This window comes from Streptomyces sp. TRM68416, assembly GCF_014596915.1.
Taxonomy (GTDB): Bacteria; Actinomycetota; Actinomycetes; order Streptomycetales; family Streptomycetaceae; genus Streptomyces.
This window is the reverse complement of record NZ_JACVWU010000019.1, coordinates 156118-170931: the sequence shown is the minus strand read 5'-3', so window position 1 is coordinate 170931 and position 14814 is coordinate 156118. Positions and strand designations below refer to the sequence as shown.

General features: G+C 71.7%; 15 protein-coding genes and 1 tRNA gene. 11 read left to right on the top strand and 5 right to left on the bottom strand.

Going from position 1 to position 14814, the window contains the following annotated elements:
- Positions 1-76: 76 nt before the first annotated feature.
- The 3 genes from dapD to ICC28_RS28145 all read left to right on the top strand — a co-directional run bounded on the left by dapD (position 77) and on the right by ICC28_RS28145 (position 3102).
- Positions 77-1066, top strand: coding sequence for a 2,3,4,5-tetrahydropyridine-2,6-dicarboxylate N-succinyltransferase (gene dapD / locus ICC28_RS28155; protein ID WP_188291539.1), 990 nt, complete (start codon positions 77-79; stop codon positions 1064-1066).
- Between the two features lie 261 nt (positions 1067-1327).
- Positions 1328-1888, top strand: coding sequence for a SigE family RNA polymerase sigma factor (locus ICC28_RS28150; RefSeq protein WP_188291573.1), 561 nt, complete (start codon positions 1328-1330; stop codon positions 1886-1888).
- Complete coding sequence (locus ICC28_RS28145; protein ID WP_188291538.1) at positions 1885-3102, top strand: WD40 repeat domain-containing protein; 1218 nt, start codon at positions 1885-1887, stop codon at positions 3100-3102. The genes ICC28_RS28150 and ICC28_RS28145 overlap by 4 nt, the downstream gene beginning before the upstream one ends.
- A gap of 21 nt (positions 3103-3123) precedes the next feature.
- Here ICC28_RS28145 and dapA read toward each other — a convergent pair whose 3' ends face one another.
- Positions 3124-4044 carry a 4-hydroxy-tetrahydrodipicolinate synthase gene (gene dapA, locus ICC28_RS28140; RefSeq protein WP_188291537.1) on the bottom strand — a complete coding sequence of 307 codons (921 nt, stop codon included), beginning with the start codon at positions 4042-4044 and terminating at the stop codon, positions 3124-3126.
- 161 nt (positions 4045-4205) lie between these two features.
- Here dapA and ICC28_RS28135 point away from each other — a divergent pair, with 161 nt between their 5' ends.
- The 5 genes from ICC28_RS28135 (at position 4206) to ICC28_RS28115 (ending at position 6794) form a co-directional block, all read left to right on the top strand.
- Complete coding sequence (locus ICC28_RS28135; RefSeq protein WP_188291536.1) at positions 4206-4343, top strand: hypothetical protein; 138 nt, start codon at positions 4206-4208, stop codon at positions 4341-4343.
- Positions 4340-5020 carry a hypothetical protein gene (locus ICC28_RS28130; RefSeq protein WP_188291535.1) on the top strand — a complete coding sequence of 227 codons (681 nt, stop codon included), beginning with the start codon at positions 4340-4342 and terminating at the stop codon, positions 5018-5020. The genes ICC28_RS28135 and ICC28_RS28130 overlap by 4 nt, the downstream gene beginning before the upstream one ends.
- Before the next feature lie 60 nt (positions 5021-5080).
- Complete coding sequence (locus ICC28_RS28125) at positions 5081-5500, top strand: phage holin family protein (RefSeq protein WP_188291534.1); 420 nt, start codon at positions 5081-5083, stop codon at positions 5498-5500.
- Positions 5497-5994: a DUF3618 domain-containing protein gene (locus ICC28_RS28120; protein ID WP_188291533.1), complete on the top strand. Its 498-nt coding sequence runs from the start codon at positions 5497-5499 to the stop codon at positions 5992-5994. The genes ICC28_RS28125 and ICC28_RS28120 overlap by 4 nt, the downstream gene beginning before the upstream one ends.
- A 119-nt stretch (positions 5995-6113) precedes the next feature.
- Complete coding sequence (locus tag ICC28_RS28115; RefSeq protein ID WP_188291532.1) at positions 6114-6794, top strand: antibiotic biosynthesis monooxygenase; 681 nt, start codon at positions 6114-6116, stop codon at positions 6792-6794.
- A gap of 73 nt (positions 6795-6867) precedes the next feature.
- On the opposite strand, the gene ICC28_RS28110 is transcribed toward ICC28_RS28115, so the two are convergent.
- On the bottom strand, positions 6868-8697 hold the full coding sequence (locus tag ICC28_RS28110) for an endonuclease/exonuclease/phosphatase family protein (protein WP_188291531.1): 1830 nt from the start codon (positions 8695-8697) through the stop codon (positions 6868-6870).
- Between the two features lie 306 nt (positions 8698-9003).
- On the opposite strand from ICC28_RS28110, the gene ICC28_RS28105 reads away from it, so the two are divergent.
- Positions 9004-10431, top strand: a complete 1428-nt coding sequence (locus ICC28_RS28105; protein WP_188291530.1) for a hypothetical protein — start codon at positions 9004-9006, stop codon at positions 10429-10431.
- An 85-nt stretch (positions 10432-10516) separates the two neighbouring features.
- Here the strand turns inward: ICC28_RS28105 and ICC28_RS28100 are convergent, their stop codons facing one another.
- From ICC28_RS28100 to ICC28_RS28090, 3 genes are all read right to left on the bottom strand, one after another.
- On the bottom strand, positions 10517-10963 hold the full coding sequence (locus ICC28_RS28100) for a hypothetical protein (RefSeq protein WP_188291529.1): 447 nt from the start codon (positions 10961-10963) through the stop codon (positions 10517-10519).
- A gap of 13 nt (positions 10964-10976) precedes the next feature.
- The gene (locus ICC28_RS28095; RefSeq protein WP_282702124.1) at positions 10977-12140 is read right to left on the bottom strand and encodes a hypothetical protein; all 1164 of its coding nucleotides are present in this window, start codon (positions 12138-12140) and stop codon (positions 10977-10979) included.
- Between the two features lie 64 nt (positions 12141-12204).
- Positions 12205-12435, bottom strand: coding sequence for a hypothetical protein (locus ICC28_RS28090; RefSeq protein WP_188291528.1), 231 nt, complete (start codon positions 12433-12435; stop codon positions 12205-12207).
- A gap of 298 nt (positions 12436-12733) precedes the next feature.
- Between ICC28_RS28090 and ICC28_RS28085 the strand changes: the two genes are divergently transcribed.
- Together ICC28_RS28085 and ICC28_RS28080 are read left to right on the top strand one after the other, a co-directional pair.
- Positions 12734-12803 (top strand) — tRNA-Ile (locus tag ICC28_RS28085).
- 380 nt (positions 12804-13183) lie between these two features.
- Positions 13184-14767, top strand: coding sequence for a TROVE domain-containing protein (locus ICC28_RS28080; RefSeq protein ID WP_188291527.1), 1584 nt, complete (start codon positions 13184-13186; stop codon positions 14765-14767).
- Positions 14768-14814 lie beyond the last annotated feature (47 nt).

The window sequence follows — 14814 nt, the reverse complement described above, 5'->3', positions numbered from 1 at the left end:
GCCGTCCGCGCCCGGCACGTGAGATGCCGGGCGCACCGGTTCGCCCCGGCGGCCCCCGCCAAGTTAGGTTGCCCTCATGACCGACACGACTGCACCTCGCACCACCGGCGCCGTTGGCGCCGGCCTCGCCACCATCGCCGCCGACGGCACCGTCCTCGACACCTGGTTCCCCGCCCCCGAGCTCTCCGCGGAGCCCGGCCCGTCCGGCACGGAGCGGCTGTCCGCCGAGCGTGCCGTGGAGCTGCTCGGCGAAGGCGCCGCGAAGGCGATCGGCCCGGACGCCCGCCGGGGCGTCGAGGTGGTCGCGGTCCGTACGGTCATCTCCTCCCTGGACGAGAAGCCGATCGACGCCCACGACGTGTACCTGCGTCTGCACCTGCTCTCCCACCGCCTGGTCAAGCCGCACGGCCAGAGCCTGGACGGCATGTTCGGCTTCCTCGCCAACGTCGCCTGGACCTCGCTCGGCCCGGTCGCCGTCGACGACGTCGAGAAGGTGCGGCTGAACGCCCGCGCGGAGGGGCTGCACCTCCAGGTCACCTCGATCGACAAGTTCCCGCGCATGACGGACTACGTCGCCCCCAAGGGCGTCCGCATCGCCGACGCGGACCGGGTGCGGCTCGGTGCGCACCTCGCCGAGGGCACCACCGTCATGCACGAGGGCTTCGTCAACTTCAACGCCGGCACGCTCGGTACCTCCATGGTCGAGGGCCGCATCTCCGCCGGTGTCGTGATCGGGGACGGCTCGGACATCGGCGGCGGCGCGTCGACGATGGGCACGCTCTCGGGCGGCGGCAACGTGATCATCTCCATCGGCGAGCGCTGCCTGATCGGCGCCGAGGCGGGCGTGGGCATCGCGCTCGGCGACGAGTGCGTCGTCGAGGCCGGCCTCTACGTCACCGCCGGCACCCGCGTCACCATGCCCGACGGCCAGATCGTGAAGGCCCGCGAGCTGTCCGGCGCTTCCAACATCCTCTTCCGCCGCAACTCCGTCACCGGCACGGTGGAGGCCCGCCCGAACAACGCGGTGTGGGGCGGCCTGAACGAGATCCTCCACAGCCACAACTAGCTGCGCCGGAAGCCGCGGTTTCCCACTGCGGGCCCGGTGCGGCTCGTCGTGCCCCCGCGGAGAGCCGCACATCGATACAGCCCGGCGCCCCTGAAGGGGCGCGAGCGCCCTTCCGCGGTCAGCGGGAGGGCGCTCCGTTGTGCCCCGACCGAGTGCGCCCCGGAATTTTTTTCTGCGGGGCAGGCATAGCCAGGGGGTGGTGCGCGCGTCAGGAGGGATGGAGGGGGCGGGCAGGGGCTCGTCCAGGGAGTGAAGGTGACGATGGATGTCGAGGCGCAGGGCAGTTTCCGGGAGTTCGTCGAGAACCGGTCGTCCGCGCTGTTGAAGACCGCGGTGCTGCTCAGCGGCGGGGACCGGCATGCCGCCGAGGACCTGCTGCAGAACGCGCTGATCAAGGCGGCCGGGCGATGGAACCGGATCGACGAGCCCGAGGCGTACGTACGGCAGATCCTGTACCGGCAGCAGATCAGCCGGTGGCGGTTGAAGTGGCGGCGGCGCGAGCTCAGCGTGGCCGAGCCGCCGGACACCCGTGCGCGTAGCGACGACGCGGGCACCGCCGAGCTCAGGCTGGTGATGCGGGGCGCGCTCGCCCGGCTCACGGCACGGCAGCGGACCGTGCTGGTCCTCCGCTACTTCGAGGATCTGCCGGAGGCCGATGTGGCGCGGCTCCTCGGCTGTTCCGTCGGGACCGTCCGGTCCACGACCCATCGCTCCCTCTCGCGGCTGCGCACCCTCGCGCCGGAGCTGGCGTCCCTCGATCCGGCGGCCGGCTCCGCCCTGCCGCCGTCCAGTGATTTCTCGCCCGTGGAGGTGCGTCCGTGAACGTCGAGGAACTCGTACGCGATGCGCTGCGGGAGCAGGCCGAAGAGCAGCCGTCGACGGGGCCGGGCTTCGCGGACCGGGTGCTGGCGGTGCGCCGGCGCCGGCGCACCCGTGGGCTCGTCTGTGCCGCCGCGGCCACCGCCGCCGTGGTCGGTGTCGCGGTGGCCGTGCCGCTGCTGGACTCCGGGAAGGCCGACGTACGGCCCGCGGACGTCGTACAGAAGGACGGGATCAACGCGCATCCGGACCAGTCGCCGCCGCGCGAGCTGATCTCGGCCGGGGACACGGCGCTGGCCGCGTACTACATCCCCAGGACCGTCAAGCACTCCGCCGTCAGCGCCGAACGCGTCCGCGACTACTGGCTGTTGAACCCGAGGACGGGCAAGTACGCGAAGACCGCCGAGTGGTCCTACGTCGCCGTCGCCCCGGGCCTGAGAACCGCCGCCGTACTGGAGCGGAACCTGCCCGCCTCGCGGATCGGCCTGCTCGATCTGGCCACCGGCGAGGTCGAGCGGTGGATCCCGGTCGAGCACAAGGTCGCCGGGCTCTCGTTCTCGCGCGACGGACTGAAGCTGGTCGCGACGACCTACGGCGGGAACCCGGACGAACTGGTCAAGACGGAGGGCTCCGACGGCTGGGACCAGAAGCAGCCCTCGACCCGCACCGGCTTCTACGTCCTCGACGTGGCCTCCGGCAAGGGTTCCTGGAGCGAGGTGAAGTCGGCCGCGGACCCGAACGACCCCGAGGGCGCCTTCCTCAACGCCCGCCAGGACTTCGCCCCGACCCCCGACGGCCGGTACGTCTGGGCCGGGACCCCGATGGGGGACATCGGCAAGCAGTTCTACGACCTCGGCGGCGCCGAGGTCTCCGTACCGGAGAACCTCAAGCACCTGGTGTGGTGGGTCGAGGCGGGGCTGTCGCCCAGCGGGGGGCTCGTTGCCGGTGACTTCGCCGGGCAGAAGTGGAAGACGTCTTCCTGGGTCGTCGACGCCCGCACCGGCAGGAGGACCGAGGTACGCGGGCAGCAGCTGCTCGCCTGGGCCGGTGAGAAGTCGCTGGTCGCCTGGGACATGGTGCCGGGCGACAACAACGAGTTCCACCAGCGGCTCGTGCTGGTCACCGTCGGCAGCGACAGGACCGTCCCGCTCAGCGGCGTCCGCGGGGGCAACGACGGGGCCGGCGGGCGTTGGGAGCCGGTCTTCGCCGAGCGGTGATCGGGCGGTGTCGGGTGGTGGTCAGTCGGCGGTCAGTTCCTGGTAGGCCGTCAGCAGTCCGTCGATCGCCTTGCGGTCGGCGGGGCGCAAGGGGGAGCGGACCGGGCCCGCCGGCAGACCCAGCTCGTTGAGCAGGGCCTTGGCGGTGACCGTGCCGGGCAGGCCCGACGCCATCATCAACTCGATGAGCGGCGTGGCGCGTTGCTGGAGGCGGGCGGACACGGGGGTGTCGCCCGCCTCGAACGCGTCCAGGACCGCGCGGAGTCGGTCCGGTACGACATTGGCGACCGTGCTGATGTAGCCGGCCCCGCCCACCGCGTACAGCGCGAGATTGTGCTCCTCGCAGCCCGCGTAGTACGCCAACTCCGTGCGGGAGATGACCTTCTGGGCGCCGAGGAAATCGTAGGAGCAGTCCTTCACCGCCACGATCCGGGGATGCTCGGCGAGCCGGAGCATGGTGTCCGGCTCGATACGGACGCCGGTGCGGCCCGGGATGTCGTACAGCGCGAGCGGCAGCCCCGAGGCGTCGGCGATCTCCCGGAAGTGTGCCTCCACGGCGTCCTGCGGCGGCCGGCTGTAGTACGGCGTCACGACCAACAGCCCGTCCGCGCCCGCCTTTTCGGCCGCCAGGGCCAGTTCGACGGTGTGCCGGGTGTCGGAGGTGCCCACCCCGGCCACGATCGACACCCTGTCGCCCACCGCCTCCCGGACCGCCCGCACCAGCCGTGACTTCTCCTCGTCCGTCGTGGTCGGCGACTCGCCCGTGGTCCCGGACAGCACCAGACCGTCGCACCCCTCGGCCACCAGCCGCGCGGCGAGCCGCTGCGCCCCGTCGAGGTCGAGGGCGCCCTCGGTGGTGAAGGGCGTGATCATCGCGCAGAGGGCGCGGCCGAAGGGACGGGAGGGACGGGAGGGGTGGGAGGGCGAAGGCGTGGTCGTCATGGGAGTAGTGTCGGCGCAGCCACTGTGTAGCTCCACTTAATTTTTCTACGACATGGAAGTAAGCATCGCTAACGCTTTGGCTCCAGGCCCTATGTCCAAACGCGGGCGTCATGCGTCACCATGGCCGGGACGGTCAACGACCCCTGGTCCTGGGAGGCGTCATGAGGCTCGGCAAAGCACTCGCCACCGGAGTCGCGGAAGAGCGGCCGGAGTTCCCTGAGCACGAACTCGAACTCCCCGAAGCCGTCGAGGAGATCGAGGAGCCGAAGGCTCCCGAAGAGGCCCCGGCCGGCCGATGAGGCTGCGGCTTCCGGAGGAACGCCCGACGGAGCCGCCGACCGGATACAAGATCGCCCACCCGGTGCTGTCCCACGACGGCACCCGGGCCGGGTTCACCGGTGTGTCGCTGGGCGGCGCGCTGCCGTACGGAGTCCTCGCCGACGCGTCCTGCGTCTACGGCCTGCGGCACCGGGCACCGCACCGGCGCTGCGACTGCGGCTTCCACTGCGTGCACGACCGCACGGCAGCCGAGGCGCTGCTGTGCACGGCCGAGCACCGCACGGCCGTCCTGCTGGAGGTCACCGTCCTCGGCCGCTACCTCCGCTTCGAGCTGGGCTTCCGCTACGCCCGCCAGCGGGTGCGCACCGCCACCGTGGGCCCCTGCCCGTGCGGCGCGGCCGCCGCCGCTCTCGCCGACGCCGGCTGGGGCCGGCCGGGCTGGTGGGGCCTGGCCCCCTCCTGTGCGGGCTGCCTGCGCGGCCGTACGTCCGTCTCGCTCGCCGGATTCGCCCGGCTGGCCGGGGACGGGCTGCGGGTGGTCGCCGGGGCCGCGGTCCCGGGAGCCGTACGGCCGGCCGGGCTCGGTGTGCCCGAACTCACCGCCGAGGCGGCCCTGTTGCAGGCGCGCCTCGACTGGTTCCAGACCCAGCTGGCCCGGCTCGGCCGGCGCGGGCCGGGCGGCGGCCCGCAGGGATAGCGGGAGCCGGGCCGGGTACCCGGGGGGTCCGAACCGAGGGGACGAGAGGAGGGGGACACCGTGACCGGGACCACGGCCCCCGGGCCGGCACACGACGACCACCACTCGGTGGGTGAACTCGTCGGGCAGGCGACCGAGCAGCTCTCCCTGCTCGTACGACAGGAGATGGCCCTGGCCAAGGAGGAGCTGGCCGAGAAGGGGCGGCGCGCGGGCCGCGGCGGCGGACTGCTGGGCGCGGCGGGCGCCGTCGCCTATGCCGGTCTGCTCGCCCTGGCCGGCACGGCCGTCGCCGCGCTCTCGCTGGCGCTGTCCGTCTGGGCCGCGGCCCTCATCGTGACGGCGGTGCTGTTCGCCGTCGCGGGCGTGCTCGGCGCGACCGGCCGCGCCCAGCTCAAGCGCGCCGCGCCCCCCACGCCCGAGGAGGCCCTCGGCAGCGTCAGGGCGGACGTCGAGGAGATCAAGGAAAGGGCACACCGATGACCGACAAGGCGGCGGAGGGCGTCGGCCAGGGAGCCAAGGGCCCCGACGAGCTGCGCCGGCAGATAGCAGAGACCCGGGAACAACTCGGTGACACCGTCGAGGAGTTGGCGGGCAAGGCGGATGTGAAGGGCCGGGCCCGGGTCCGCGCGGCCGAACTGCGCGACCGGGCGGGCGCGATGACCGTACAACTGCGCAGCACCGCGGCCCAGGCGGGGCACGCCGTGCAGGACCGGGCGGCCCAGGCCGGGCACGCTGTCCAGGACCGGGCGCAGCAGGCCGGTCACGCCGTGCACGACAAGGCGGCCCAGGCCGGGCACACCGTGCAGGACCGGGCCACGCGCGCGGGGCAGGCCGTCGAGCACGGCGCCCCGCCCCCCGTCCGGACCGTCGTCCGGGCCGGGCTGCGGCACCCGGGGCCGGTGCTGGTCGCCGGTGCGGCGGTGGGCGCGGTCGTCGCGGTCGCGGCGGTACGGCGGCACCGCAGGCGCCACTGAGCGGGGACGGGGAGTGCGGCGACGGGCCAACCGCCGCCGCACTCCCCGCACTTGACCTCAAGCATGGTTGAGGTCGGAGGGTGGTGGTGCACAGACCACCGACGCACCCGGAGGCCGGCATGACCCGCCGTACCCACACCCACCCCGACCTCACCCGCCCCGAGTCCGGCGCCCCCTTCTTCAGCACCTGGCGCGTGGGCACACCGGAACGGCAGGCGCAGGCCGTCGAGGCCGTGGCCCGCACCTGGGACGGCCGCCCCTGGCCGACGAACGACCTGCTCGGCTACCACCTCTACACCGGCCGCGACGGCACCACCCTGCTGCACCACTCCCAGTGGCGGTCCGAGCAGGCCTACGAGGCCTTCGTCAAGACCCACCGCCAGGAGCGCAACGACGAGATCGACACCGCCGTGCCCGGCATCGAGCGGGTCGGACTCGACCGCTACCGCCGTTACCGCAGCAGGGAGCGGGCCGCCGGTGACACCCGGATACCGGGCCTGATCGTGATCGTGCGGATCGACTTCGAGCCGGACGCGGCCGGGAAGCGGGCCGACTGGGTCGACACCGTCCTCACCGCCCTGTCGAGCCCGGAGGCCGACCGGGGTCTGATCTCCGCCCACTTCCACCTCAGCACCGACGGCGGCCACGTCCTGAACTACGCCGAGTGGGAGAGCGACGACTCCTACGACGAGGCCGTCGCCGCGCCGGTGGGGCCGGAGTGGGTGCGGGTGCGGACGTATCCCGGCCTCAAGGGGTTCAGCGCCGTCCGCTACACGCACACCGTCGGGCTCGTGCCGTAGCCGGACCGGCGTGCGGGACCGCGTGGCGGGGCCGGCCGGACGGAGTGTCCGGCCGGCCCCGAGCGCACGCGTGTTACGGCTTGAACCGCAGCACCTGCGGGTCGTGGTCGCTGATCTGGTCGTGGAACTCCGCGTTGATGTGCACGCTGTCGTACTCGAAGTCGCAGCCGCGGCGGATCGACGGGGAGACCAGGATCTGGTCCAGGACCTGGCTGTTGCCCTGGTAGTCGTAGCTGTAACGCTCGCTCTTCGGCAGCGACTTGATCGCCGACCACAGCACGCCGCCGTCCTCCAGCAGCTTGGTGGTGTCGGAGAACTCGAAGTCGTTGATGTCACCGAGCGTGACCACGGCCGCGTTCTTCTGGGTCGCCAGGATGTCCTTGACGAACGCGTTCACGGCGGTCGCCTGGAGGTGGCGCTGGGTCTCCGAGCTGCGGACCGGCGGCTGGTACTGCGCGTGCAGCGCCTGGTCGCCGCCCTTGGAGGCGAAGTGGTTGGCGATCACGAAGACCGTACGGCCACGGAAGGCGAACTCGCCCACCAGCGGCTTGCGGCTGTCGTCCCAGGCCGCGTTCGCCGGGTCGATCCGGCCGGGCGACACCGTCAGGGCCGCCTTGCCGCCCTTCCTGGTCACGCCGGCCGCGGTGGTCGCGTCGCCGCCCGCGCGGTCCGTGAAGGAGACCCGCTTCGGGTTGAACAGGAACACCTGGCGGATGTTGCCGCCGGGCTGCCCGCCGTCGACCTTGTCGACCGGGTCGATCGAGCGCCAGTCGTACGCCGGGCCGCCCGCCGCGACGATCGCGTCGATCAGCTTCTGCATCGTCAGGTCGGCGGCGACCGTGCCGTCGTCGGTCGCGCCGTTGTTGTCCTGGATCTCCTCCAGGGACACGATGTCGGGCGACTTGAGGTTGTTCACGATCGCGGCGGCGTGGTCGTCGAACGTGGTGTCGGACGGGTCGAGGTTCTCGACGTTGTACGTGGCGACCGCCAGCTCGCCGTTCTTCTGCTTGCGGGTCGTCTCCCGCGCCAGGCCGCCGCTCTCCACGGTGCCGAGCGTGCTCGCGACGAGCGTGTAGCCGCCGAACCGGGTGTAGTCCAGCGGGCCGGTGGTGGTGCCGGCGAGGGTGTCGCCGACGTTCGCGGCGGGGAACGCGGAGGCCGCGCCGAGCGACTGGATCTGGAGGCGGCCGGTGTTCTGCGAGGTGTAGGAGCCGTACACCGTGCCGCCGCGGCGGTTGCGGTTCTCCCACGGCTTCACCGTGACCCACAGCTCGGCGAAGCGGTCCGTCGCGGTGACCACCCGGGCGTCGGAGACCTGGACGTTCATGCCCTCCAGGGACTCGTAGTAGTCCAGGGCGTACGTCGAGGGCCGCAGCGTCAGACCGTTGATCGAGCCGTTCGCGGCGGCGTCCCCGGCCGGGGTGTACGCGGCCGGCACCGACCGCGCGTCGACGACCGTGGCGGCCGGCACCGGGTTGCCGCTGGAGACGACGGTGAACACCGGCTTGGTGATCTCGGTGATCGACTGGTTGCCGGAGGAGGTGCCGCCCGGGACGAACTCCGACACGGTGCCGGACACGCTCACCGCGTCGCCGACGGCCACACCCTTGGGCGTGGAGCTGGTGAAGACGAAGATGCCCTCGCTGGTGGCGGCGTCGTCGTCGGCGTCCGGGTCCTGGATCCAGAAGCCGCGGGACGAGCCGTAGGTGCGTATGCCGGTGACGATGCCGGTCACGTCGGTGACCTGCTTGCCGGCGTACGGGGAGATGCGGGTGGTGCCCTGGATGTCATGGATGCGCACGGAATCGGCGTGCGCGGGGGACGTCAGGACGATGGTGGACGCCGCGGAACAGACAGCGGCGACGGTGAGCGCGGCGAGGCGCGCGGACGACTTGCTCGGCAACGGGATCCCTCCGGGGACGTGCGTGGGCGCCGGGACGAGGGTGGAGCGTGGAACGGCGGGGCCGCGACCGGTGGGGCGGCAACGGTGCATGCCGCGACCGGTGGGGCGGCGCGACGCGCGTAGAAATTACAGTGAACAGATGTCCAGCAGGTTTCTACGCGCGTAATCTCATGCCTGGTCAGGCCACTTGTCAAGGTTTCGGCCAGGTACGGCGGCCAACGGCCAGATGAACCGGGCGGCATGGGTCCAAATCCGTCTAGGCTGAGCGGCTGAGTGGTACGACGCGCCCCCTAGGAGAATCAGCCGATGTCAGACAGCTCCCCCCTGCCCCCGGTGCGGCTGCACCCCGAAGCGGAGCTGGCGCGGGACGCGCTGTCCACGCCCTTGCTGTCCCGTGCCGCCCGGCTCGCCCGCTGGGCCGGACCCGACACCCGGGTGGACGCCGGCGGCGGCCTCGCCGAGGACCAGCTCCCCGCCGCGGCCGAGGCACTCGGACTGACCGGGGACGACGCCGCCGCCAGTGCCAGTGAGGCCTGGCGCGTCGCCGTCGACACCGGGCTCGTCGAGATCACCGACGAGGAGACGGGCACCGTCACCGCGGGCGAGGACCTGGCGCTGCTCACCGGCGGCGCGCCGCAGGACGTGCTCGGCGTGTGGCTGGGCGCACTGGAGACCGTGCTCGCCGACGCGAGCGTGCCCGACCTGGACGACCTCGTCGACGCCATGGAGGAAGGCGGCGAGATCGACCTCTCCGCGCTGGACTGGGACCCCGAGGCCGAGGCGGAGTTCCTCGACGGGGTCCTCGGCAACCTGTACCTGCTGACCGTCAGCGACGACGGCCCCGGTGACGGGCCGGTCCCGCTGCCCGCCCTGGCCGCGTCGATGATCGTGCCCAGCGACATGGGGGAACCCACCAACGACGTACTGGAGCAGGTCTCCGACGCGATGATGCGGCTGGACGACCAGTTCCGGCTGCTGGAGCCCGTCGGACTCGTCGAGTTCCAGCCGGTCGACGAGGCGCTCATGGCCGACGCCGACGAGGAGCCGTCCGCGCCGGTCGACGACACGGACGTATCGCGGTACGGGATGGTACGGCTGACTCCGCTCGGCCTGTACGGGCTGCGGGCGCGGCTGCTCGACGCCGGGTTCGCGGCGCCCGCCGTGGGCGACCTCGCGGACAAGGGAGCCGACGCCCTGCTCGACGGCACGGCCTCCTACGCCCCGAACGCCGCCCGCGCCGAGACCGAACAGTGGCTGGCGCGACGCGAACCCCTCGCGGCCGCACGGGAGTTGCTCGCCGCCGCCCGCGGCGCGGACGCCGGGGCGCCGCTGCGCAGGCTGCGCTGCCAGCAGGCGCTCTCGCTCGTCGGACAGGAGGCCGAGCCCGCCCTGCGAGAAGTCCTCGACGACGCCGAACTGGGCGGGCTCGCCCGGGTGTGGCTCACCGAGCACGGGGCCACCGACGTCCCCGTGCCCTCGGAGGCGATGGTCTTCTGGCTGACCATCGACACGGTCGCCGCGCAACTGGCCGCCGAGGGCAACTCCGACGAACTCCAGGCACTGGTGGAGGGGCTCGCCCGCCAGCACGCCGGATTCTTCGCGGCCGCCTGGCGGGTCGACCACCCGGCCACGGCCGAAGTACTGGAAGCCATGGGGCGGCTGCACCCGGACAAGAAGGTGGCCAAGGAAGCGCGGAAGGCCGCGTTCAAGGCGCGGTCGCAGAAGGGCGATTGACCCCTCGCGCGCGGACCCCGCGTACGCCGGGAACCGACACCGCGTTGAGCGGTGTCGGTCCTCGCCGCCCGTATGCCCGGCGGTCTCAGCAGTGGTACACCGTCGTGTGCCTGAACGACGACGCCGCGCCGTTGAAGCCGTACGTCCCCCGGTACGCCGGCGGGTTCTGGTACTCGCCGACCACCGTGAGCGTCTCGGCGCAGGAGCCCGTGCCCGCACGCTTGGCGTCCAGCCTGATCGTCTGGCCGATGAAGCCGCCCGTGATGTTCCAGGGCGCCCCGCAGATGGTCCCCGTGATCTGACCGCCGGTGATCACGTGCGGGTAGGTGTTCGGGTTGTACTTCACCTCCATGTCGAAGGTGACCGAGCCGTTGTGCAGGACCAGCTTCGCCGCGGCGGACACCGCCTCGGGGGAGATTTGCTGCTGCAGCGCGAACGCCTCGTCGTGGGTCTTGACCTCCGCGCCCTGCGCGTTGTGGAAGTGACGCTCGGCCGAGGACGCGGCCTTCTGCTTGCGCGCCTGTGTCGTCATCGGATGCTCCTCCTCATGCCAGCTGCTCGGCGACCTCGACGCGCAGCAGCGCACGGACGTTCTCGATGTGGTTGACGACCGTCACCACCGACGAACCGGCGAACAGCAGCCCCACCGCCACGTTGTCGAGCGAGGTGACCAGGGACCCCGAGTCGCCGCCCGCGGAGATGTTCGTGGTGAGGATCTGGTCCTTGAAGCGGGCCGTCCCGGCCGTGCCGAAGTTGACGTCGATCGTCGCGTCGACCGCGATGATCCGGCCGAAACTGATGTTGGTCGTCCGGCCCGTCTTCCTCACCAGGTCCCCGACCGCCACATTGGCCTTGCGCCGCCAGGCGCGCGGCGCACCGCTGAAGTACTGCTCCCGGGTCGCGTCCTGGAAGTCCACCGCGCCCAGGGCCGCGTCGATGACGTTGTTGTGCTGCTCCAGCGGGATCTGCGGCGCGAACTGGATCGTCACGAAGCGGTCCAGGGTCGCGATCCGGTCCGCCGGGTCCGAGCCGCCGTCGAAGACACCCGGCTGCACGATCGGACTGCCCAGCTGTGCCCGGTTGGAGTCCGCGAGCACATGGTTGTTGGACAGGATGTAGAACTTCGCCGGAACGCCCAGACCCGGGCCGGGCGGATCGACCGTCGCGCCCGGCAGGAAGTCGTACACCACACTGCCGAGCGTGCCCGCCGTCACCCGCACGTTGCCGACCGAGAAGCCCGAAGGGCTCGGCCGCATACGGCGCTTGAGGATCTGCGGCTCGAACGCGCCGGCCGTGCCCAGCTCCTCCAGCAGCGGCTGCGACAGCCGCGCCAACTGCTCCTCGACGCTGCCGTCAGGGCCGTAGGAGACCCCTCGCCGCTCCTCGCGCCGGGCCCCCGACGCCCGCTGCTGGCGCTGGGCGGCGACATGGCCCACGGCCACCACGTCGGTGGGCGTGCCGTCGTCCATCCGGTACGGGATCACGTCCCGTTCCGGCAGCATCGACTCCGGGACCTTCTGGGTCACGAACACCAACACGGCCTCCTCGCCGGTCGGTTGACCCCCGCTCCACTTCACGCCGTGGCCGAAGCCGACGACGTTCGCCAGCGGCTGCTCACGCCGCAGGAAGTCCGACAACGCCTGCCGGCGCGAGTTGTCGGTGAGCTGTCCGCCGGTGGGACCTCGCATCAGTTCGGGCTGGCTCGTCACGGCCAGACCACCTTCTTCCCCGGTGATTTTCCGGTGTCATCGCGGTGCCGGGGCGCGCGGCGCGCTACTCCTGCGCGGAGACATCGCCGATCGCGAGTACGCGCACGGGTACGCCGTCGAGCTCGTCCGGAACCACGTCCTCTTCCCTGAGCCGGTCCCGGGGCACTTTGCGGGTCACGAAGACGACGATGACGTCCTCGCCCGTGTGCTCGTCCCTCCCGGTCCCGACCCCCGTCACATGGGCCATGCTCAGCAGCCGGCCCTCATGGAGGCTGCGTGTCCGACGTGCGTCCACTTCGGCTCGCCTCCCCCGGGTGCTTCAGGTGGATTGGTATCTATTGCCGCGGAGCACGCCGGTCAAGTACGTCCGCCGTAAATCATGGGTACTGCGGTGCTCTGTGCCGGTTGACCTTCTTTACGAAGATTCGTCCGACCAATTTCCCGGGCTGGAGGGGAGGTTGGTGTCCGTGCGTGCATGCGTGCGGGTTCGCACAGCAGGGCCCGGTGAGGTTCTGTCCGGCTCCGGAAGCGGCAGAAGCGCGTGTCATTAATTCGCTAGCCCGGCCCGCGGTACGCCTCCTACAGTGAGGACGTGTCCAGGTGCGAAGGCAGGACCTACTTCCACTGATAATGGGGCGGTCGCGGGTTCGAGTCCCGCCATCGGTACAACGCGCCGGTGTAGCTCAGGGGTTAGAGCACCTAATGTCGGTTCCGCCGACCTGAACTCTGGACACCACAATTTCATCGCACCTCCCGGTGCGCGGGCGACGGCTCCTTCTCTGCAAAAGAATCCCGGCCGCCGCCGACTTGATCTCGGGAGGCGCAGCTCATGGTGGGTGCCCGGTGCGCAGGCAGCGGATACTTCCGGGAACTGGTGGGGACGCGCTCCCCGTGCGGGTTCGAATCCCGTCATCGACCTCGGGTCGGTGTGGCGGAAAAGGAAGACGCGCCCGTTTATAAGCACCGCAGCCGACTTCGACCTCGGGCACCCTCCTTTTGCTGCGCCTCCTTCCGGAACGGCAACGAATTCGGGGGAATTCACCATGGCGCGATTCAACACCAAGGCCGCGCGGGCGCAGCCCACTTCGCGGGTGACGTCGACGGGACGCATTCTGCGTACGTACCAGGGCGGCCGAGGCCATGAGCGCGACGCGCGCTCCGAACTCTTTCTGCTCGCGGTCGCCAACTTCGTTTCTCAGCAGACCTTCTACGAGTCCGGGGCCGACCGCGACGACCGGTTCGCGCGCCTCGTGCGCGAACTCGCCGTCACCGACCCGGAGTGGACGGCCGGCCTGCTCGGCTGGCTGCGCGGCGAGGGCAACCTCCGTACGGCCTCCGTCGTGGGCGCCGCCGAGTACGTCAAGGCACGCCTCGACGCCGGCGCCACCGACGGGCCGTCGAACCGGCAGGTCGTCGACTCCGTGCTGCGGCGGCCGGACGAGCCCGGCGAGCTGCTGGCGTACTGGACGGCGACGTACGGCCGCAATGTGCCCAAGCCGGTCAAGCGCGGTATCGCCGACGCCGTACGACGGCTCTACGGCGGCAAGTCGCTGCTGAAGTACGACACGGCGTCCAAGGGCTACCGCTTCGGCGACATCCTCAACCTGGTGCACGCCGCGCCGGACCCGGACAAGCCGTGGCAGGGCGAGCTGTTCCAGTACGCCCTCGACCGCCGGTACCACCCGGAGACCGCCGTGCCGCCCGCGTCGAACCGGACGCTGGTCGCGCACCGCGAGCTGATGGCGCTGCCCGTCGCGGAGCGGCGTGCCGTCGTCACCTCGGCGGGCGGGGCCGAGCGGCTCGCGGCGGCCGGGATGACCTGGGAGGCGCTGGCGGGCTGGCTCCAGGGGCCGATGGACAAGGAGGCCTGGGAGGCCGTGATTCCGTCCATGGGCGCGATGGCATTGGTGCGGAACCTTCGGAACTTCGACGAGGCGGGCGTCTCGGACGAGGTGGCGGCCCAGGTCGCCGCGCGGATCAGCGACCCGGCCGAGGTCGCGCGGTCCCGGCAGTTCCCCTTCCGGTACCTCGCCGCGTACCAGCACGCGCCGTCGCTGCGCTGGTCGTACCCGCTGGAGCAGGCGCTCGGCCACTCGCTGGCCAATGTGCCGGCGCTGTCCGGGCGGACGCTGGTGCTCGTCGACCGGTCCGGTTCGATGTGGGCGCGGCTGTCGGACCGTTCGCAGCTCAACCGGGCCGACGCGGCGGCGATCTTCGGGACGGCGCTCGCGCTGCGGGCGCAGGACGCGGACCTCGTCGAGTTCGGCACGACGTGCAACCGCGTTCCCTTCCGCAAGGGGGAGTCGGTGCTGAAGATCCTGGACCGCTTCGGCGACCTGGGCGGCACCGACACCACGTCGGCGGTGCGGGCCCACTACCGGGGGCAGGACCGGGTGCTGATCGTCACCGACGAGCAGTACACGTACAGCCGCCACGGCGACCCGACCTCGCAGGTCCCGGCGGACGTACCGGTGTACACCTGGAACCTCGCCGGGTACCGGGCGGGCCACGGTCCGTCCGGGAAGGGCAACCGGCACACGTTCGGGGGACTCTCGGACGCGGCCTTCCGGATGGTTCCGCTGCTGGAGGCGGCGCGGGACGCGGACTGGCCGTGGGGCGCGGCGTGAGGTGAGCAGGGGCGTGAGGTGAGGAGCAGTGGCCCGTACCCGCCTGC